This window comes from Armatimonas sp. (assembly GCF_031410135.1).
In the GTDB taxonomy this organism is placed as follows: domain Bacteria; phylum Armatimonadota; class Armatimonadia; order Armatimonadales; family Armatimonadaceae; genus Armatimonas.
This window is the reverse complement of sequence record NZ_JANNYP010000921.1, coordinates 1-18,129: the sequence shown is the minus strand read 5'-3', so window position 1 is coordinate 18,129 and position 18,129 is coordinate 1. Positions and strand designations below refer to the sequence as shown.

Genomic DNA, 18,129 nt, shown 5'->3' with positions numbered 1-18,129 from the left:
TTGCTTTCGAGCGTCTAGGTATCAAGTATTCTAAAAAAGTTAGTGTCGGCTTATGGGCTGTTCGCGGAGCCAGTCCTGGAGCATCGCCGCGACATCTTCGGGCTGGTTAGTGGCGACTCTGCGGATGCGGCCAAGGGGCGTTGCGAGCTCGTCCTCATCAAGAGGAATCTCGTTGATCCCACCGTCGGCTCTGTTGTTAGGTTGCCCATCCTCATTCAGACCTGCAGGGGCTCCTGCGATTCCACGGGCATTCTTCCTGCCGCTAGGAAGTGCAGGGTTATCTGTATCATCCAGGGTCGCATCTAGTTTCTGTTTCTTGGGATGCCGGGGTCGCATCATGATCATCGTAAAGATCGCCACCAGAACTAAGGCTGCTAGGGCCGCTCCATTTCGGATAAGTGCCATCTGTGTCTCTTGCTTAGTGGCCGCAAGAGAGTCTGCCTTCGCCTTTTCTTCGTCGGCGCGGTTAAAGGCCAGCACAGTCAGGGAGATCTGATCGCCGCGTCCCCCTGCTGTGGTCGGGTTCAGATCCAGACCCGCTGCGGCGGCGAGTGTATTTCGTAGCTCCGTTTGCTTGATGGGGGCAATATTGGCTGCTTCATCCAATAAGATAGCAACAGAGAGATGCTTAATCTTGCCCTGAGCCATCGTGCGCTTTTCGTTGAGTTTATCAACCGCATAGGTATTGGTATTGTTAATACGGTTGTAATCACCTACCTGATTTTTATTGTTAGTCACCAGGTTTGTCATAGTTCCCGGAGCCGTCGGAGCATCTTTTTCTTGCTTGGTGTAAACCTCGCTACTCTTGGTCTCGTTGGTGGGCAGGTTGCCGCCATTGGGGCCGCTAGGCTTGTAGGTCTCGCGGAGAAGCTGGCTCTGATCCCAGTCTAGTTCTGTTCGTACTATGATCTCCGCACGACTGGGGCCAAGTGCACGGTCGGCAAGGCGCTGAAGATCGTCGGTAAGGCGACGCTCATAGCGCTCCTCCATGTCTATCTGGTCTCTGCCGATATTCTCCCCTTCGCCTGGACTGTTGAGGCTATTGCCTTTGGAGTCTAAGACGGTCACTTTATCCGGGGTGAGACGCTCCACGGAGGAGGCGATCAGTTTTACGATTCCTGTAACCTGCTTCGCACTGAGCTGGTAGCCCTCTAGCATGTGTATGGTGACGGAGGCTTTGACATCGTCTGTCGGCTCCGAGAAGGCAGTCTTATCGGGCATTGCGATATGCACGATAGCATCATCAACGCCTTCCAGGCTTTTTATCGTACGATTCAGCTCGCCTTCATTTGCCCGCCGCTTATTTATCTTTTGAACGGCATCGGTCATGCCAAATTTGTTCTGGTCAAAAATCCCGTCGCCAATATCCGCATGGCCCTTAGGAAGATCCATTCCGGCAAGGTCTAAGCGGGTGCCCGTGACCTGATCCGCAGGGATCTGGATGATCTCACCTCTGCGATCCGATTCCAGCTTGAAGCTGATATTGCGCTCTTGTAGCTTGGTTTTGATGGCACTGGCATCTTCCATAGAGAGCTTTGAGTAAAGCACTCCATAGGTAGGACGGCTGGACGTGATGGCAAGGGCGAGAATCCCGCCAAAGACCGCGACCAGAATAGCAGCAAGTCCCGCCTTTTGTAGGTTCGAGAGTGCGCTCCAGTTGTTTTTCAGAGAGTTAAGCATAGTAAATAAGAGAGTTCTAGAGACAGACTAAGATTAATAAGCTAAAGAGGGATCTTTGTGCGGAGTATTAAGAATATTGCCTTTGGAGTCGAGGATGATAACTTTTTTTGGAGTGAGACGCTCCACGGAGGAGGCGACGATGTACTTGATCCCTATAACTTGCTTCACATTGAGCTGATAGCCTTTTAGCATGTGTATGGTGACGGCGGCTTTGCCGTCTTCTGCCGGCTTCGAGGCGACAGCCTTAACGGGCATTGCGATATGCACTCTGGCATCCTTAACGCCTGTCAGACCCTTTATCGTACGGCTGAGCTCACCCTCTATTGCACGCCTCTTGTTAATTTTTTGAACAGGCTCAGTGATGTCACAGGTTGTCTTATCAAAGATCTCGTTGCCAACATCCGCGTGGTCCTTGGGAAGGTCCATTCCGGCAAGATCTAAGCGGGTGCCCGGGACCTGATCCGCAGGGATTTGGATGGTCTCCCCTCTGCGATCCGATTCCAGCTTGAAGCTGATATTGCGCTCTTGTAGCTTGGTTTTGATGGCACTGGCATCTTCCAAAGAGAGCTTTGAGTAAAGCACTCCATAGGTAGGACGGCTGGACGTGATGGTAAGGGCGAGAACCCCACCATAGACTGCGACCAGAATAGCAGCAAGTCCCGCCTTTTGTAGGTTTGAGAGTGCGTTAAAGTTATTTTTAAGAGAGTTAAGCATAGCAGTAAGAGATTTCTAATGAAATATTAAGATCAATAAACTTAAAGAGGGATCTGCATCAGATCTTGGTAGGCTTTGAGGGCATGTGAGCGCACCTGGAGCGTAAGCGCCATAGCATCACTGGCTTCATTGAGTGCGAGCATTACCTGATGCACATCGACAGGCTCACCGAGCGCCAGAGCCTCAGTGAGCTCCTCGCTCTTCTGTTGCGACTGATTGACGTTTTTAATAAAGCCCTCAACAACTTCCCCAAATGCGGGAGCCACCGCTCCACCTGTAAGGGCCGCGAAGCCCGAGCTGGTGGACATCTGAAGCGTGTCGTTCTCACTCAGTGTCCGGTTTCCCAGGTTCTGAGAGTCTTGTCCTGCTCCGACTCCCTGCACGGCCATCCCCGGGTTATTCTGGAGGCCATTAAGGGCTTGTGTGGCCTTGGGGTCGTTAAGAAGGCCGGTCATTCCATTGGGGGGAAGGGCACCATTGGTATTACCTGCTGCTTGGGCACTGCCGGGATTGGCGATACTCTGAAAGTTGGCAAGGATTTTTTGTGCATCCCCTGCGCCTCCCGTATTCTGGGTGCGCGGGGATGGCATAAAAGAGCTTGAGATAGGGTTAATAGGGTCTGGCATAACAGTTCCTCAGGACAAGGAGTTTTAGATCCGTCCTAGTTCAATAGCGCGAGAGATCATGGTCTTAGTGGCATTGGCGGCTCCCACATTGGCTTCATAGGCACGGGTCGCGGCGATCATGTCCACCATTTCTTCAATCATGTCCACGTTGGGCATGGCGACATTTCCATTGGCGTCGGCATCCGGGTGGCCAGGACGATGGACGCTCTGTACACCCTCTGCAAGCTCCAGGGTATCGGTTACTTTAACTCCCCCTGGCTTGCCATCCTCACCGGTAATAGACTCAAAGCGCACCATCTGGCGCAGATAGGGGCCCGCCTGGCCATCGCTACGCTGTGTGGTTTCTGCATTGGCGATATTGCGAGAGACCGTATCAAGACGGGCACGCTCAGCGCTGAGGCCACTTCCGCTGATTCTTAAACTGGAAATAGACATGGTAAAAACTCCTCACCGGGCTACGTTAGCGCGGTGCCTCCGTAATGACGCTGTGGAGGATATCGTGACGCAGACGAGCTGCCTGGGTGAGAGCCTCGTAGGAGAGCTGGTTGACCGCAAGCTCGACAACTTGCTGATCAATGGAGAGCTGGTTGCCATCGGCGCGTCCTAGAGTCTGTTTACTGGGTTTGGTGGTAAGATCGAGATCCGGCTGTGAGAGAGCATCGGCATGGAGCGGATCGGCTAGCATGGCATCGCGAATACTACGAAGCTGCTCCTCAAACTCGACAGTCTTAGGGATGAAGTCGGGAGTCTCTGCGTTGGCAACAGCATCTACATACGCGCGGTGCCGGGCCGACATGCCATTGAGTGCTCCGCGAACTACAATATCGGTACGTGTTTCAAACACTGCTTGAACTCCTTTCCCTCAATCAAGGGATGGCTTGTCTTATTGAGACACTGCCACTTTGAAGTATCGTAGGTTTAGGCACCTTGGAGCATAGCTTATGCGGCTAATAATTTTTAGCCACTTGTGCATGTGGAGCACTCCAAACGGAGAATCACCCGCTATAATCTAGTGTATTGCAGGCAGATACACTGCTCTAACTTCAGGAGTTTCTCAGGATGGTTCAAATTTTACTGGCGGTCGAGGATCCTCTCCTTCGCAATCTTCTGGCGGAACGGCTGACACAAGAAAACGATTTCCAGATAACGGGGGCGGTGGGGGATCCCGAGAGCTTACTGGACGTGGTGATGTTAGGCCAGCCTGATGTGATTATTCTGGATCTACAGTGGAGTAGTGCCAGTGGTCTGGCGCTGCTGGAGCGAGTGCTCCTCCAGAAACCCGATGCCATGTTCTTGACTTTGGTGAGCGAGGAGGCGGAGGATGCTCAGGTAATGGCGGCACAGAACGGTGCCCGAGGCGTCGTTACCAAGACGGAGGGTATTACCGTTCTTCCCCAAGCGATCCGTGCACTAGGGCGCGGTGAGGTCTGGTTTACACGGCAGGTCTCTCGGCGCATCTTTCAGGAGTACCATCGCCTCGCCCGTCAGCTTCGGGAGCAAGAGCAGCCTCTCGCGGGTCTCTCTCCCAAAGAGCGCGAGGTGCTTGCTCATGTCGCGGAGGGACTCACCAACCGCGATATCGCCGAGCAGCTCCACATGAGTGTTCATACGGTCAAGCTTCATGTTCAGCGTATTTTGCAGAAGCTTGAGCTACCCAACCGAACCGAGGCCGCTGTCTTTGCGGTTCGGGAGGGACTGGTAAGCTCTCTGCCAAAACGGGTTGTTAGCAAAGATACCGTGTAATTACTAGGTCGTACTGGTAATTTTAATGTCGGTATTTATGCGTTAATTATTGGAAAATGGATTAAAAATGCGATTTTAACCGTTTAATTACCGTGTTTTAGAAATATTAGCGTCTCTATGGATGCGATCTCCTAACCGAAAACATAGCAGGTATGCTTCTTGGCTCTGAACCCTTCGGAGAGTAGAAGCGCCTTAGTGTACGGAGATCGCTAAAATGTTGGTAATTGTTGGGTTTATAATCGTCATTGGAAGTGTGCTTGGTGGCTACATCATGCACCACGGCCAGATCGGGGTCCTGATTCAGGTCTCTGAGTTTATCATCATTGGAGGGGCTGCCCTGGGAGCGATGCTCATGGGGAACCCTCTGCCAGCCGTGAAGGCGACATTTCAACGTGCCTTTGCGCTGGCGAAAGGTAACCCCTTCACTCAGAAGGCGTACTCGGAGCTTTTGACGTTTCTATACGAGGTTTTCGCCCTCGCCAAGAAAGATGGTCTGCTGGCTCTAGAGAAGCATGTTGAGAGTCCTCATGAGAGTGAGCTCTTCAAGAAGTACCCGACTTTGGCGCACAACCACCACGCCGTTTCGTTCTTTGCGGATACGGTCAAAGTGTTGCTCTCGGGAGCCATTGAGGCACACCACTTGGGAGAGATGCTGGAAGTGGATATCGAGCAGCACGCCGAAGAGGCGCTGGTTGCCTCTCATGTTCTCGCCCGAACCTCGGATGCTATGCCCGGCTTTGGAATCGTCGCCGCCGTTCTTGGGGTTGTCGTGACCATGGGAGCCATTGGGGGGGCTGCGGCGGAGATCGGAGAGAAGGTTGGTGCGGCTCTTGTCGGAACCTTCTTGGGTATTCTCTTGGCCTACGGCGTGCTGAGCCCTCTCTCACAGGCTTGTGAGGGGCAGGCGAAGGCAGAGACGGCGTATCTGGTCTGCTTAAAAGTAGCACTGATTGCGTTCGCCAATGGCGAGCCTCCGATGACGGCTGTTGAGTTTGCTCGCCGCAGTATCGAGCCCGGTGTGCGCATCTCATTTACGGAGCTCGAACTCTTGCTCAAAGAGCAAAAAGGTAAGTAAGGAGGCACTATGAGCGCAGATCCTTCCGAAGAGCAGCTCCGTCCGATTATCCGAATCACAAAAAAGAAAGTGATCGTGGCGGGGCACCACGGTGGCTCGTGGAAAGTGGCCTATGCTGACTTTGTAACCGCGATGATGGCCTTCTTCCTGGTGATGTGGATCGTCAGTATGGATCAAGAGACCAAAGAGGAGATTCAGGAGTACTTTAACAATCCCTCTTCTAGCTCTCGGAGTAAAGTGGGAATCTCCAATATGGCGATGGGGGGCAAGAGCCCAGTTTCCATTGGCAGTGGAGTGGGTCTCAATGCCAAAAACTGGCGCGAACTTGCGATGGAACTCCAGCGGGAGAAGATGGTCAAGGCGGATACGCAGATTAAATCTAAAATTGAGGGTCAGCCCACGGTTGCAGGACTTGGCAAGCAAGTTGAGATCAAGCTAACGTCGTATGGCATGATGATTGAGCTTGTCGAGGCGGAGAACTCGCCTTTCTTTGCCAGCGGCTCTGCGGAGCTGCCCGCGCCTACTGTCGGGATTCTAAAGCTGATCGCTCAAGAGATCGGGCAGCTGCCTAACCGAGTCTGGATTGAGGGGCACACCGATGCGGTTCCGTTTGGCAATGGCAGCGGGTACTCCAACTGGGAGCTCTCCGCGGATCGTGCCAATGCAGCCCGTCGGGTGATGGAGGTCTCAGGGCTTCAGAAAAACCAGGTGGAGCAGATCCGAGGCTACGCGGCCAGCCAGCTTCGGGTTCCTACCAAACCTTCGGACACCTCGAACCGCCGTGTGACCATTGTGGTGCTCTTTAGCTCCCTGCCTGATGAGAAGGGGCCAGACGAGAAGCAGGCGGGCCAGGCTAAAAATGGGGCCACTCAGCCTGCGATTATCACCGGGCACGATGTGCAAAATAAGTCTATGGAGCTAACCCTGGAGAAGCTCCACAACCAGGACATGCGCCCCTGGGAAGGCAACGATCCCAAAGATCCGCTTGGGATTAAGACACATGTCAGTGATGCGGTGGGAATCCACTAAGCATTACAGAGACACTGAGAGTTTTCCGTACACTCAGCGAGTCGAAGGGGGACGGGGTTTCGTGACAACACGAGGCCCCGTCCCTGTTTTTTGGGGAGAGTCCGAAGTAGAGTTGCCCATTAAACGGAAGACATCATCGGCGGCAGTGAGTGCGGCAAGGTTGTCCTGCTGAACTTCCTCCAAAGCATCTCGGCGCTGGATGATCAGGCTACGCGGGGCTTTGATCGCCAGACGAACCTGATCGCCACGGATGCCAATGACCACAACCTCGATATCATCGCCGATTAAAATGGACTGACCCGATTTACGTGCAACAACCAGCATCCGCTCGCCTCAAACTTTCTCTACCGGCTGACGCATGGCCAAGGTATGGCGGCAGGTGTAGTTGCTTCCATGTTGGACAATCTGAGTGCCAACACGCTCTTCATGGTTTATAGCCAGTGGACCTAGTAAGTTCGTACAAACCTGGCTATGATCCGCCGCCATAGAGATCGTGGTGTAGAGAGTCAGATCCGACGGATCTTTGGCACGCAGAAGCTCCACTTGGCTATCGGGAATCTCGACCTCGTATTCAGGGATATGGCGAAAGGGGTCGGTGACAATTAAGGCGACGGCAGGGTCCTGAAGCGACTGGAGCCAGTAGAAGCCAGCCATATTGTCGTGCTCCAGGAGACAGTAGTCATGCCGATTGTCTAGTCCCAGAAGGGCTACCGGGAAGTGGATGACCGCTTCTTCAGGAAGGCTTAGACGCCCAAAACGGGTTGTATCAAACTCTTTCACGCTCACCTCAGTTTTTACGCTCACTTCAGTTGGACTCACTTTACCGTAAATAATCAAGAAGGGACATACCCCCGATCTTGCTTGCCATTGCCAGCGCTGCTTGCTGGCCGTTCTCCGCTAGTTTTGCCGTGACGATTGCCTCGGCCAGATCCACATCGCGCAGATCGGACTGCCTGGTCTGTAGTAAGATAACTTCCTTATCAATGCCATCTTGGGCCATCTCTAAGTAGTTGAGGCGGGATCCCATATCTCCGCGCAGGTTGATCACGCGGTCACGATCCCCATCCAGCTTATCTATCCCCACACGGATGGCAGCGCTATCTCCTGCACGAACTGCTTGTTCCAGCGCCGTAAGGTTTGCAAACAGGTCACTGCCTGCTTGACCACCACGAATCTGCTCCCCCGTGACACTGATCTCAATGGGATTGCCATCGGTGACATCGATCTTGAGAGCACGTGTATTGCCCGCATAGGTGACAGAATCTCCGGTGAAGGGCTGAACATCGCTCTTGGTGCCACTATAGAGATAGCGCTGGTCCACTTTCAGGTTCGCTTGCTGGAGCACCGTGCGCTTTGCCGCTTGAATCTGCGCTGCGAGCGCCGCACGATCCGCATCGCTACCGGTGGCGGTATTGGCGGCTCGAAGCGCCGCGTTGCGAGCGCTGAGGAGGGCATTGGAGATGTCCCCAAGCGATGACTCGGTTGCCTTCATCAGAGGAAGGGCACCCTTGATACTCGCCCCTTGCTGCTCACGCTCGGTGAGCCTTGTTTGAATCGTGAGTAGCTCGACAGCCCCTGTGGGGTTATCGGAGGTGCGCTCCAGCTTCCGACCCGAGCTGACCTGGTTCTGGGCCTTGTTGAGACGCGCTTCTGTACTCTGTAGATTTGCCAGTCGCTGCTGGTGGGTCATCCAAGTGGTGATTCTCATGATGGTTTTCTCTCCGTTAGTTTATTTAAACACCGGTGCGCTGAATCAAGGTGTCCAGCATCTGATCGTAGGTGGAAAGGAGGCGGGCGGAGGCGGCATAGATATGCTGCTGTGCAACCATGGTGGCCAGCTCTTCATCTAAGTTCACACCACTCTCCGACGACTGCATGGTCTCTAGCTGGGTCAGGCTGGCCTGGGTCATCTCCAGGCGCTGCTTGGCAAAGCTGACGCGTGTGCCGACTTCCCCAACTAGGGTCTGGTAGGCGGGCAGAATGCTGGGCTGGTTACGGAGCTGAGAGATCGTCCCCGCAACGGCCCCATCGCCTGCAGTTCCATCGCCAATGGCCAGACGATTCGAGTCGCCTTGAAGCACTGCACTCACGGACATCGTGCCGCCTGAGTCAAAGACAAAGACTGGGCCGCCTGCTGCACCCGTTCTGTCGGTGCCTGTTGCGTGGAGCTGGTTGACCTGGGTGGCGAGCGTGTCACGGATCGCCATCAGGCGGCTCTTGTGGCTGGGAATCTCTTGCTGCACCGCTTTCAGCCGATAACCGAGCTCTCCCGCGCTGGCAACCAGCTTGGTGCCATCAGTCAGGCTGGGGGAGCCATCTGGGCCGAGCTGGATTGTCTGCGCTTCGCCGTCTTGTACCAGCGTGATGCCACCCACACTGACCACAAGATCGCCGCCGTCTCTGCCCGAGACTTGTGCGCCTGTGAGCTGGGTAAGCTGGTTGAGAAGCTGATCCCGCTGGTCCAGGAGCTCGCTGGCAGGCTGACCAACCGCTTGGGCAGACCCAATCGTGCGGCTCAGACCGGCGATCTGCTGAGTGAGGCTATTGAGCTGATGGATATTACTCTCGACACCATCCTGAACTTCGCTCTGAACCGCATCCAGATCGAAGAAGGCCTGCTGGAAGCGATCCGCGACCTGGGTGGCGGAACGGACGGCTGCGGTGCGGAGTGTGGAGTCGTTGGGACGATCTGCGACGGCTTGAAAGGCAGTGAAGAAGCGGTCTAAGCTGGCCTGGAGGCCCGTGTCGCTGGGCTCACCCGTCACGCCCTCAATGCGGGTGGCAAGCTGACTGGCAATCGCCGCATCGCCCACTTGAGCGCGGAGAGAGTCAGTGGAGCGATCCAGCCAGGAGGCATGGCTGCGGAGGATAATACTAGCATCCACTCCGCCTCCAACCCCATTGCTGACTCCCGCGAGGGTAGTACTATCAGCAGAGCTGACCGAGCGGAGCGCCGTGACCTGTCGGGAGTAGCCTGGTGTGTTGACATTGGCGATATTCTGCCCGGTGGTTTCCAGAGCGCGCTGGTGGGCATTGAGTGCTCGGCTGGCGAGATAGATTCCTTGTAGTGACATTTTGTGTGATTTCCTTAACTCTCTTTGCTTAAACTCAAACTTTTAAATTTTCAAACTTTCTCGCTCAGCAGCACCGAGGTCATGCTCGGGTTTTCTGCAAGCGAGGCGGCAAAATGATCCGTGACTGCCAGGCCGTTTTCCAGCAGGAGTCGGTTGGTGCGCATCTGTTGGCGGAGCTGGTCGAGAGCGGTACGTGCCTCAAAACTGCTCTCACGAGCCAGATGACCGCGCAGTGTCGTCAGGATCTTGGCGATTGCCTCATGGTAGCGCTCCACCCGAAGGACATCCCCCTGGATCAGCGCGTCTTGCTGGCGACGGAGCAGATCACGGGCAATCTCCACTAAACGGGGGAGGGAGACCAGATCCTCGGCGCTCCACTCGGCCTGACGTATTCCCATCGAGGAAGCTGTCATGTTTAGGGATGTGACTCCAGAAGCTTCTCCGCCAGAGCGTCCTCATCTACCTGAAACGTGCCTTGCTCAATCTGGGTGCGTAGCTCCGCCACTTCGTCGGTGCGAACATCGGGGGCGGTTTTGAGGGCATCAAAAGCCGTCTGGATGTCCTCCGCACGCTGGGAGATCACGGTGGCATCAGGACCCTCTGCCGAGGATTCGATCGTACGGTTTTTGGCTCCCCGTAGCGCCGCGATTGCACTGACACTCAGTCCACTATCAACTCGCATGGCTATTTCCCTTCTCCGTCGAACTGCTGAACCAGGATCTCACCGATTCCCAGACCGCCACGCTGTGCGATTCTCTGAGAGATTTCCTGATCAAACATCTGGCGGAACATCTCTTCGCCGCTACCGTGCTGAATCGCACCCCCTTTGGGAGCGGTGCGGTGCATGGCCTCTAGGAGCTGCCCGACAAAGAGACTCTCAAACTGCTCGGCTGCTTCTTTAACGGTGGTAAGCTTCGTCCCGGCCTGAGCCATAGAAGTCATTGAGGCCGTCGAAGCACCTGGTAGATTTACTTGCATCTTACTGTACCTCAACCTCGGCAAAGAGTGCCCCCGCATTTTTAATGGCTAAGATAATGGCGATCACATCACGCGGGCTCACCCGGAGGGCATTGAGCGCCCGAACCAGCTCGGCCAGAGTGGCCCCAGGCTTTAGCTCGACAAGCGATGCCCGGTTCTCTCCGGCAGCCACATCAGTTTGGCCGGTGACCACGGTCTCCCCCACACGGGAAAGAGGGCCGGGCTGGGAGATCAGGGTCTCCGACGTAATCTCAACGGTCAGTGCGCCATGCGCCACTGCGACCGGCGCGATTCGGACATTGCCGCCGATAATCACCGTTCCCGTGCGCTCATTCAGCACGACTTTGGCAGGCACAGAGGGCTGAACCATCAGGGCACCCACCTCGGCGATCAGGCGCACGGGATCATCGTAGCCTGCGGGAGGCTGCACCCGAATCGTGGTGGAGTCGAGAGCACTCGCCGTGCCTGCCCCCAGCTTTTCATTGATCGTTAGAGCGATCTTCGTGGTGTTTTCAAAGTCCGGCGTGGAGAGGTTGATGCGCACCGAGCCATCGCTGGCAGTGAGCTTGGTGGGAATCTCGCGCTCGACAATGGCACCTTCCGGGACACGCCCTGCGGTGGGGTGGTTTTTGGTGGCGCTGTTGCCGCCTCCTCCCGCGGCGAAGCCCCCGATCATGAGGCCGCCCTGCGCCACGGCGTAGACATTTTCATCCGCTCCAATTAGCGGAGTCTGCAGTAGGACGCCACCTTGGAGAGACATAGCATCTCCCACGGAAGAGACCGTAACATCGAGCTTACTGCCGTTCTTGGCAAAGGCGGAAATCTCGGCGGTAATCATGACGGCAGCGACGTTCCTCGTGCGGAGCACTCTGGGGTCTACGGTCACGCCAAAGCGCTGGAGCATGGCGACCACGGCTTGGATCGTAAACGGAGACTGCTGCGTGTCGCCGGTTCCATTGAGGCCAACCACGAGGCCATAGCCAACCAACTGGTTGGAGCGAACGCTCTCCACACGGGCAATGTCTCGGATTCGGACTGTGGGAATGGGGAAGCCGCCAGGGCTAAAGACACTCGCATTGGGGCGTGCAGCGGAATCGGTAGTAATAGGGCGCAGCACGGGTTTGGCAGAGGGTTTGATCACCACGGGAACGGGTTTTAGCTCTGCGGGGCTAGGCTTGGTCTCTTTGGCTTGAGGAGTCTTCTTTGCGTCTTTGTTGCCCGCTATCTCGGTTACTTCCAGCTTGGCGGGGGGCTGCTTACCCGGCGCTTGGTTGGTAGTGGGCTCCAGATCGGCTGCACGGCCTGTGCTCACCAGAATCAGGGCACTGAGGCTGACCACACTGGCTGTGGCTATGTTTTTATAATTTTGACGAAACACCTTAAATACGTTCCTCCTCTCTATCTTTCGACAGAAGAGGAGGATAATGAAAGGGTTATTTGTGGGAGAGATTTAAAACAAAAACTCAAAGACACGACCGAGTAGGCCGGGTTTCGTATGGCGATCCACCGGGCCTTTTCCAAAGACCTCGATCTGGGCATCGGCGATAACATTGGAGGAGATTGAGTTGTCCTGCATCACGTCCTCAAAGCGCGCAATCCCCGAGAAGCGCAGGGTCTGCACATCCTCGTTGATCTTCACGGTCCGATCTCCTCGAATCACAAGTTGTCCAGTGCTGGTGACCTCAATGACACGGCAGGTGATGGTGGTCGTGAGCCGGGAGTTGCGCGTGGTGGAGCCGGAGCCTTTTTGCGCGGTCGAGCCGCCTAAAGACGCACGTGGGATAAGCTTCATGAGCCCCCAGAGCCCCTCACCTCCCTTGGCACTGGCCTCCCCGCTACGCTTCATGTCCACATCGGCAGACTGGATCGCCGTGGTGCTCTCGGCGATAATCACGGTGACCACATCCCCGGTTGTGTGGGCGCGACGGTCAGCGAACATGCTGCGTTTTTTATCCGTGGGGTAGATCGTGTCGGCGAGGGCGTAGGAGGCAATCGGGAGAGTGAGAGCTGCTAGGACGAGCTGTTTTAGGCGTTTCATAAGAGTTTCCTTAGGTTTTTAAAAGACCATCTCCAGCTCGTCTGGCCCGATAACACGGGCGCTAAAATCGAGCTGGCTGATGACATTGCGAATACGAATGGTCTGGCCCATCGTGCCATCTTGCTGGGCCTCGCCCGTGCAGGCAAGCGCGACAGAGCCACTGCGGCAGGTCACTTTTACCCGTGCCCCTCGGTGCACTAGGGGAATCAGGCGGAGCTGCGTTGACAGAACCGGTGAACCTTCACGGAGGGCCACACTGAGCTGCCGTCCGAGTGCCTGGGTTGCATCCAAGAGAAAAGTCGTGCCTGGGTTTGCGGGAATCTCGGTGAATGCGAGATCGGCTTCGGTAAGAATGGTGCCTGCGGCCAGAGGATGGCGGGCGACGAGCGCCCGTGTACGCTGCACAACACGCAGGTTGAGGGTGATCGTGCTCTCGACCTGTTGATCCACGCAGATTTCGACGATCACACTGGCCGAGGTACTCGTCAGGCGGGGCTCACGAGCACGAAGACTGAGTGCACCCGGAGCGACCCGGACTTCCTGTGGTGGTGTGCCAGGCTGAAGTACGCCGTCGGTGAGCTTGGGCTCAATGGCTTCTACTGCGAATTGGAGCAGTGCATCGCCGGAGACACTCTGGAATACCCGTGTAATGGCGACGTTTTCCGGGCCGGTGTACTGCACTTGCTCATCGCGCACCCCGAGGCTCTTGACCCGCAGGCGGGCATAGGCCACTGAGACCGTGCGCTTGGTGCCAAAAAGAGGGGACGAGCCAATATCGAGCTGGCATAGGGCTTCGGTGAGCTTTGTATCGGCACACTGAATCTCGGCAATATCGCTTAGGTGGATGACACTTCTGCCGACATCGGCGCTGGTACGAAACGTCAGTTGAACGGGCACCCCGCCTGCCGTGAAGGCAGGCAGGGGAGCCAGTGTCGAGATCAGAAGCGCACTCAGCAGGCTTCGTCGGTTCATAGAGATTACCGTCGCAGACCGTTGGCGATCTGGAGCATCTCGTCGGATGCCTGGATGCTCTTGGAGTTGACTTCGTAGGCGCGCTGGGCGGTGATCATGTTGACCATCTCCTCCACTACTTTCACATTGGACATCTCCACCATTCCCTGACGAATCGTCCCACGCCCGTCGGTGCCCGCGTTTCCAAGTACTTCCGCTCCTGAGGCAGGTGTGATGGTGAGCAGGTTGCGGCCAATCGCAGAAAGTCCCGCTGGGTTGGCGAAGTTTGCAACCTGGAGCTGACCCACCGCTGATTGGGTACCATCGCCTAGTGAGACGGTAACGGTGCCGTCCTGAGAGATACTGATTCCTGTAGCTCCTGCGGGAATCGTGATCTGAGGCTGTAGCATGTAGCCATCATTGGTGACCATCTGTCCCTGGTTATCAACCTGAAACGCCCCATCACGGGTATAGCCGAACTGTCCGTTGGGGAGCTGGACTTTGAAGAAGCCATTGCCTTCAATGGCCAGATCATTAGGTTTTCCCGCTTTCGGATCTCCTTGGGTGTGGATACGGTCTACGCCCACGGCCCGGACACCGAGACCTACCTCAAGCCCGGTGGGAGCCTGGGAGCCTTGGCCTGTGGAGGAGCCTGCGGCGCGGGTGGTCTGGTACATCAAGTCTTGGAAAGTTGCCTGGCCGCGCTTGAAGCCATTCGTATTGACGTTGGCAAGGTTGTTGGCGATAACATCCATGTTGAGCTGTTGGGCATTCATTCCCGTTGCGGCGGTGTAGAGAGATCGGATCATTTTGGTTTTCCTTAGGTTTTAAGAGAGCTAGCGAAGAAGGGTGAAGAGATTCTCCAGGGTCTGATCCTGGGCTTGGATGGACTTCTGATTTGCCTCGTAGGCACGCATCCCGCTGATCATGTCCACCATCTCGCGGACGGGGTCTACGTTAGAGCGCTCCAGGTGACCGGAGAGCACGTTCACGGTGCCAGGGGCAAGCTCACGGACTTCGGCAGCGGCACTCATGCCATTTCCGACAGGCGTAAGAGGGGTATTGGGCATCACAAGGCGCAGGCGTCCCAGAACCTGTCCATTTCGGTTCGTAATCGTCCCGGACTCCGAGATCTTCCAGTCTGAGTTCCCCACAGGAATGGGGGTTCCACTCGCACCGAGAACAGGCTCACCCGTGGGGAGAGCGACCTCGCCGCGTGCATTGAGTGTCAAGGAGGCACTGCGTACCAAGCGAACCTCTTTATCGGACTGCACCATCATGTAGCCGGGGCCAGAGAGAGCCACATCGTGTGGGTTGCTGGTAGGCTGCACCAATCCTGGCGTGGTGTCGCGTGTGGCGATAGGCTCCGTGGCAAAAGCAGTGTTAAACGGAGAGGGGTTACTGGCTCGCTTCTCTTCTGTGAGAGCATAGCTACCATGAAGTGCAACCACTTGACGCTGAAAACCAGTGGAGTTGACATTGGCGAGGTTATTGGCCGTCACATCCTGAAGGAGTTGCCGCGCCCGCATTCCCGTCGCACTTTCGTAGAGTCCTCTTAACATACTCAGTCTTTCGACCTCGTGTCTGAACAATGAAAGGGTTATTTTTGTGGCTTTGGGTGGTAAAATCAGAAGGCAATGGCTGCCTATAACTCCTCCCAACGAAACTACCTACCACTTCTGTTTTTGCTCGCACTGGGTGGCGTTGCTCTAACAAGCTGGGGAACCTGGCGCAGTCGCCAACCCACAATGCAGATTCCGCTCGCCCCAAGAGCCATTCGTTCGGCACTGAGCACTAGTGAGAACTGGCGACTCTCGGGGACACAGCACCAGGTCTACGGGCGCTGGCAGCAGTATCTCAACCCTCGCAGTCGCCCTCAGTTTTCCGCCGATGGACGCTACATCGCGGTGGGGTTAGGCCTTTCTCTGCACCTCTATAGCACTGAGACCGGCAAGCTTTTAGCCCACTGCGAGATTCCCCCCGCAAAACCTCTTCCCAACACAATCCTTCACTCTCCGCGGCTGAGGATTTATTCCGTATATGGAGAGAACGCCTGGTATGTCTGGCACGGCGATCAAGGTGAGCGGGCACAGGTCTATCGTCTGACCCCGGAGAACTGGGATGCAGGAGAGCCACTCCCCGGATTTACCTCGGTCGGGCTAATTTCTCCTGACGCTCGCTTTGTCTTTGGTTACGGCCAAAAGGGAGCACGACTGGGCTGGGATCGCAAGACAGGGAAAGTCGTGAAGTTCTCGGAGAAACTCGCGATTTCCTGGGAGCAGGCACGAATAGACCCACGCTCCGGGGCAGTCTATGGAGTCTTTCTCTCCTTCAAAAAGCCCATTCAAAACCGCGCTGTTTTCCTCGACCCCGAGACAGGAAAAGAGCTTCCGACACCTGCGTACCTACAAGATAAAACCTTGGTTGCCTTTCGCCTGAACAAGTACGGAGTTGTAACCGGACATCAAAATGGAACAATTACAGTACGTCCTCTCTTATCGCCCGAAACCTATAAATTGACCTACAAGACAAAACTTCACTCCATTGACTGGGTTTCGCTTTCGGGTGAGCGAAGGATCTGGGCAGGGGGACTTGTTCCCGCAACAGGCAAGAAGGGTAGCTTTCGGATGGCAGTCGAGTGCCTGGACCGCGAGGGTAGCGAGGGAAAGCTTTTCACACAACCAGACTTCACTGACGATGAGAGAGGGGATGAGGCACAGTGGGGGGAGTTCATCGATCGCTGGGGTAAGACCCGGCTCTATGCGCTGGGGCGCACCTGGTACAAAAACAAAACCAGTACGCGGCATGAAGCCTGGATTGGTGATTCGGTAAGCGGGAAACAGGTACTCATTCCGTGGGAGGTCTCCGCCACCGATATCTCGCTCTCGCCTCAGGAAGACTTTGTTGCCTGGATTGACAAGTCCGGCACCCTAAATCTCTGGCGGGTGCCGCTTTAGTAGGAGAGTTTCATGCGTGTTTTGATCATGTCGGACATGGAAGGCGTCAGTGGGATCGTGACGTGGAAGCAGGTGGAAGGCGGCTCTCCGATGTTTGAGGAGGGCCGTCGGCTCTACACGGAAGAGATCAATGCCGCCGTGCGTGGCGCTGTTGCGGCAGGGGCCACGGAGATTGTGGCGGTGGACTGCCACGGTGCGGGCGGCGACTGGACCTTTAACTCCTACATCCCCGAGCTGCTCCACCCTGCTTGTGAGTGGGTGGCGCACCATACCTGGAGCCGCTACACCGAGCTCTTGGAGTAGGGCTGCGATGCCGCGCTGATGGTGGGGATGCACGCACGCGCCGGAACCCCCGATGGGGTGATGTGTCACACGATCTCCACGGTTACCTGGCGCAATCTCTGGTTCAACGACGACTTGGTAGGCGAGCTAGGAATCAATGCGGCACTCTGTGGGCACTTTGGCTGCCCCGTCGCGCTGGTCACGGGCGACGAGGCGACCTGCCGTGAGGGCCGCGAGATCCTCGGCGATGATCCGGTCTATGTCGCCGTGAAGCGCGGCCTCTCACGCTACTCCGCCCGCCAGATTCCTCCCGTGCGTGCCCGCCAGATGATCGAGGACGGTGCTCGCGAGGCGCTCTCGCGGGTGAAGAAAGGCCATGTCTACACCGTCGGCTCCCCGACCACGATCACCATTGAAGTGGAGACGGTAGATAAAGTCGGGCAGTTTCGCAATAAACGCGGGGTCGAGGTGATCGAGCCGCTCAAGGTGCAGAGCAAGGCGGAGAACTGGATGGCGGCCTGGGATCAGATCTGGCCCCAAGCGGAGAAATAACCCCTCCAAATGGGTGCATACCAGACGGGCGGCTAAAGCGGCCCGCTGGTGCGGCAAGCAGGCTAAAGCCCGCTGGGGAGTTTTTGTGGGATGGCAAATCGAGCGTATCTGACCACACACGATCTACTGGGAGTTAATAAAACGACTCTCCTGCTCGCCGCCGACTGCCGTTACTTCGACTCCCGCTGGACGATACCCCTCGCCTGGCTATTTTTCTTCCGACCCGAGGAACTGGTCGTGATAGACGAGGATGGCTGGGGGCCAATGTTGCGCTTGGTTGCGGATCGGCTGTCTGCTTGCGATTACTTCACCCAAAAGCGTCCCTTACTTGAAGCACTTGCGGGTAATATGGAGTTCATGCTCCCTCTGGATAGGCTGTATTCGCGTGTCCGGGACTGGCGACAGGGGAAGTACCTGATCTTAATTCCTG

The 18,129-nt window shown here is 56.0% G+C and carries 22 protein-coding genes and 1 pseudogene; 6 read left to right on the top strand and 17 right to left on the bottom strand.

Features of this window, described 5'->3' with window-relative positions:
* Positions 1-39: 39 nt before the first annotated feature.
* The 5 genes from fliF (RMO15_RS32770) to RMO15_RS32750 are packed head-to-tail and all read right to left on the bottom strand — an operon-like array spanning position 40 to position 3,864.
* On the bottom strand, positions 40-1,680 hold the full coding sequence (gene fliF, locus RMO15_RS32770) for a flagellar basal-body MS-ring/collar protein FliF (RefSeq protein ID WP_309723431.1): 1,641 nt from the start codon (positions 1,678-1,680) through the stop codon (positions 40-42).
* A gap of 33 nt (positions 1,681-1,713) precedes the next feature.
* The gene (gene fliF, locus RMO15_RS32765; RefSeq protein ID WP_309723428.1) at positions 1,714-2,394 is read right to left on the bottom strand and encodes a flagellar basal-body MS-ring/collar protein FliF; all 681 of its coding nucleotides are present in this window, start codon (positions 2,392-2,394) and stop codon (positions 1,714-1,716) included.
* A gap of 41 nt (positions 2,395-2,435) precedes the next feature.
* On the bottom strand, positions 2,436-3,020 hold the full coding sequence (gene fliE / locus RMO15_RS32760; RefSeq protein ID WP_309723425.1) for a flagellar hook-basal body complex protein FliE: 585 nt from the start codon (positions 3,018-3,020) through the stop codon (positions 2,436-2,438).
* A 24-nt stretch (positions 3,021-3,044) separates the two neighbouring features.
* Complete coding sequence (gene flgC, locus RMO15_RS32755) at positions 3,045-3,455, bottom strand: flagellar basal body rod protein FlgC (protein ID WP_309723422.1); 411 nt, start codon at positions 3,453-3,455, stop codon at positions 3,045-3,047.
* Between the two features lie 25 nt (positions 3,456-3,480).
* Positions 3,481-3,864, bottom strand: coding sequence for a hypothetical protein (locus tag RMO15_RS32750; protein WP_309723419.1), 384 nt, complete (start codon positions 3,862-3,864; stop codon positions 3,481-3,483).
* A 215-nt stretch (positions 3,865-4,079) separates the two neighbouring features.
* Here RMO15_RS32750 and RMO15_RS32745 point away from each other — a divergent pair, with 215 nt between their 5' ends.
* The 3 genes from RMO15_RS32745 (at position 4,080) to RMO15_RS32735 (ending at position 6,867) form a co-directional block, all read left to right on the top strand.
* The gene (locus RMO15_RS32745) at positions 4,080-4,763 is read left to right on the top strand and encodes a response regulator transcription factor (protein WP_309723416.1); all 684 of its coding nucleotides are present in this window, start codon (positions 4,080-4,082) and stop codon (positions 4,761-4,763) included.
* A 214-nt stretch (positions 4,764-4,977) separates the two neighbouring features.
* The gene (motA, locus tag RMO15_RS32740) at positions 4,978-5,838 is read left to right on the top strand and encodes a flagellar motor stator protein MotA (protein ID WP_309723414.1); all 861 of its coding nucleotides are present in this window, start codon (positions 4,978-4,980) and stop codon (positions 5,836-5,838) included.
* Positions 5,839-5,847: 9 nt separating this feature from the next.
* Positions 5,848-6,867, top strand: a complete 1,020-nt coding sequence (locus RMO15_RS32735) for a flagellar motor protein MotB (protein ID WP_309723412.1) — start codon at positions 5,848-5,850, stop codon at positions 6,865-6,867.
* A 33-nt stretch (positions 6,868-6,900) separates the two neighbouring features.
* On the opposite strand, the gene RMO15_RS32730 is transcribed toward RMO15_RS32735, so the two are convergent.
* The 12 genes from RMO15_RS32730 to RMO15_RS32675 form a co-directional block, all read right to left on the bottom strand.
* A complete protein-coding gene (locus RMO15_RS32730) occupies positions 6,901-7,191 on the bottom strand; it encodes a carbon storage regulator (RefSeq protein WP_309723410.1) in 291 nt (96 codons plus the stop codon).
* A 9-nt stretch (positions 7,192-7,200) separates the two neighbouring features.
* Entirely contained in the window at positions 7,201-7,686 is a 486-nt protein-coding gene (locus RMO15_RS32725) for a flagellar assembly protein FliW (protein WP_309723408.1), read from the bottom strand.
* A 1-nt stretch (position 7,687) separates the two neighbouring features.
* Positions 7,688-8,575, bottom strand: coding sequence for a flagellar hook-associated protein FlgL (gene flgL, locus RMO15_RS32720; protein ID WP_309723406.1), 888 nt, complete (start codon positions 8,573-8,575; stop codon positions 7,688-7,690).
* Positions 8,576-8,600: 25 nt separating this feature from the next.
* Positions 8,601-9,941: a flagellar hook-associated protein FlgK gene (gene flgK / locus RMO15_RS32715; protein WP_309723404.1), complete on the bottom strand. Its 1,341-nt coding sequence runs from the start codon at positions 9,939-9,941 to the stop codon at positions 8,601-8,603.
* A gap of 50 nt (positions 9,942-9,991) precedes the next feature.
* Positions 9,992-10,354: a hypothetical protein gene (locus tag RMO15_RS32710; protein WP_309723401.1), complete on the bottom strand. Its 363-nt coding sequence runs from the start codon at positions 10,352-10,354 to the stop codon at positions 9,992-9,994.
* Between the two features lie 2 nt (positions 10,355-10,356).
* Positions 10,357-10,623: a flagellar biosynthesis anti-sigma factor FlgM gene (gene flgM, locus RMO15_RS32705; RefSeq protein ID WP_309723399.1), complete on the bottom strand. Its 267-nt coding sequence runs from the start codon at positions 10,621-10,623 to the stop codon at positions 10,357-10,359.
* Positions 10,624-10,625: 2 nt separating this feature from the next.
* On the bottom strand, positions 10,626-10,919 hold the full coding sequence (locus RMO15_RS32700) for a rod-binding protein (RefSeq protein WP_309723397.1): 294 nt from the start codon (positions 10,917-10,919) through the stop codon (positions 10,626-10,628).
* Between the two features lies 1 nt (position 10,920).
* Positions 10,921-12,297 (bottom strand): flagellar basal body P-ring protein FlgI, encoded by a 1,377-nt coding sequence (locus tag RMO15_RS32695; RefSeq protein WP_309723395.1) that lies wholly within the window; start codon positions 12,295-12,297, stop codon positions 10,921-10,923.
* A 72-nt stretch (positions 12,298-12,369) separates the two neighbouring features.
* Positions 12,370-12,957, bottom strand: coding sequence for a flagellar basal body L-ring protein FlgH (locus RMO15_RS32690; RefSeq protein WP_309723392.1), 588 nt, complete (start codon positions 12,955-12,957; stop codon positions 12,370-12,372).
* An 18-nt stretch (positions 12,958-12,975) separates the two neighbouring features.
* Positions 12,976-13,929, bottom strand: a complete 954-nt coding sequence (gene flgA / locus RMO15_RS32685; protein ID WP_309723389.1) for a flagellar basal body P-ring formation chaperone FlgA — start codon at positions 13,927-13,929, stop codon at positions 12,976-12,978.
* A gap of 5 nt (positions 13,930-13,934) precedes the next feature.
* The gene (gene flgG, locus RMO15_RS32680; RefSeq protein ID WP_309723386.1) at positions 13,935-14,717 is read right to left on the bottom strand and encodes a flagellar basal-body rod protein FlgG; all 783 of its coding nucleotides are present in this window, start codon (positions 14,715-14,717) and stop codon (positions 13,935-13,937) included.
* Positions 14,718-14,744: 27 nt separating this feature from the next.
* Positions 14,745-15,470 carry a flagellar hook-basal body protein gene (locus tag RMO15_RS32675; RefSeq protein WP_309723383.1) on the bottom strand — a complete coding sequence of 242 codons (726 nt, stop codon included), beginning with the start codon at positions 15,468-15,470 and terminating at the stop codon, positions 14,745-14,747.
* A gap of 75 nt (positions 15,471-15,545) precedes the next feature.
* Between RMO15_RS32675 and RMO15_RS32670 the strand changes: the two genes are divergently transcribed.
* From RMO15_RS32670 to RMO15_RS32660, 3 genes and pseudogenes are all read left to right on the top strand, one after another.
* Positions 15,546-16,865 (top strand): hypothetical protein, encoded by a 1,320-nt coding sequence (locus RMO15_RS32670; protein ID WP_309723380.1) that lies wholly within the window; start codon positions 15,546-15,548, stop codon positions 16,863-16,865.
* A gap of 12 nt (positions 16,866-16,877) precedes the next feature.
* Positions 16,878-17,699: pseudogene (locus RMO15_RS32665) on the top strand (M55 family metallopeptidase).
* Between the two features lie 90 nt (positions 17,700-17,789).
* On the top strand, positions 17,790-18,129 hold a 340-nt coding region (locus RMO15_RS32660), incomplete at its 3' end, for a hypothetical protein (RefSeq protein ID WP_309723377.1).

Bases quoted from the DNA above. Each gene is read 5' to 3' on its own strand.
- RMO15_RS32745 (WP_309723416.1), top strand. From the start codon at position 4,080: ATGGTTCAAATTTTACTGGCGGTCGAGGATCCTCTCCTTCGCAATCTT.
- RMO15_RS32690 (WP_309723392.1), bottom strand. From the start codon at position 12,957: ATGAAACGCCTAAAACAGCTCGTCCTAGCAGCTCTCACTCTCCCGATT.
- fliF (WP_309723431.1), bottom strand. From the start codon at position 1,680: ATGCTTAACTCTCTGAAAAACAACTGGAGCGCACTCTCGAACCTACAA.
- flgL (WP_309723406.1), bottom strand. From the start codon at position 8,575: ATGAGAATCACCACTTGGATGACCCACCAGCAGCGACTGGCAAATCTA.
- motA (WP_309723414.1), top strand. From the start codon at position 4,978: ATGTTGGTAATTGTTGGGTTTATAATCGTCATTGGAAGTGTGCTTGGT.
- RMO15_RS32730 (WP_309723410.1), bottom strand. From the start codon at position 7,191: ATGCTGGTTGTTGCACGTAAATCGGGTCAGTCCATTTTAATCGGCGAT.
- flgC (WP_309723422.1), bottom strand. From the start codon at position 3,455: ATGTCTATTTCCAGTTTAAGAATCAGCGGAAGTGGCCTCAGCGCTGAG.
- flgM (WP_309723399.1), bottom strand. From the start codon at position 10,623: ATGCGAGTTGATAGTGGACTGAGTGTCAGTGCAATCGCGGCGCTACGG.
- RMO15_RS32710 (WP_309723401.1), bottom strand. From the start codon at position 10,354: ATGACAGCTTCCTCGATGGGAATACGTCAGGCCGAGTGGAGCGCCGAG.
- RMO15_RS32735 (WP_309723412.1), top strand. From the start codon at position 5,848: ATGAGCGCAGATCCTTCCGAAGAGCAGCTCCGTCCGATTATCCGAATC.
- fliF (WP_309723428.1), bottom strand. From the start codon at position 2,394: ATGCTTAACTCTCTTAAAAATAACTTTAACGCACTCTCAAACCTACAA.
- flgG (WP_309723386.1), bottom strand. From the start codon at position 14,717: ATGATCCGATCTCTCTACACCGCCGCAACGGGAATGAATGCCCAACAG.
- fliE (WP_309723425.1), bottom strand. From the start codon at position 3,020: ATGCCAGACCCTATTAACCCTATCTCAAGCTCTTTTATGCCATCCCCG.
- RMO15_RS32675 (WP_309723383.1), bottom strand. From the start codon at position 15,470: ATGTTAAGAGGACTCTACGAAAGTGCGACGGGAATGCGGGCGCGGCAA.
- RMO15_RS32670 (WP_309723380.1), top strand. From the start codon at position 15,546: ATGGCTGCCTATAACTCCTCCCAACGAAACTACCTACCACTTCTGTTT.
- flgK (WP_309723404.1), bottom strand. From the start codon at position 9,941: ATGTCACTACAAGGAATCTATCTCGCCAGCCGAGCACTCAATGCCCAC.
- RMO15_RS32700 (WP_309723397.1), bottom strand. From the start codon at position 10,919: ATGCAAGTAAATCTACCAGGTGCTTCGACGGCCTCAATGACTTCTATG.
- flgA (WP_309723389.1), bottom strand. From the start codon at position 13,929: ATGAACCGACGAAGCCTGCTGAGTGCGCTTCTGATCTCGACACTGGCT.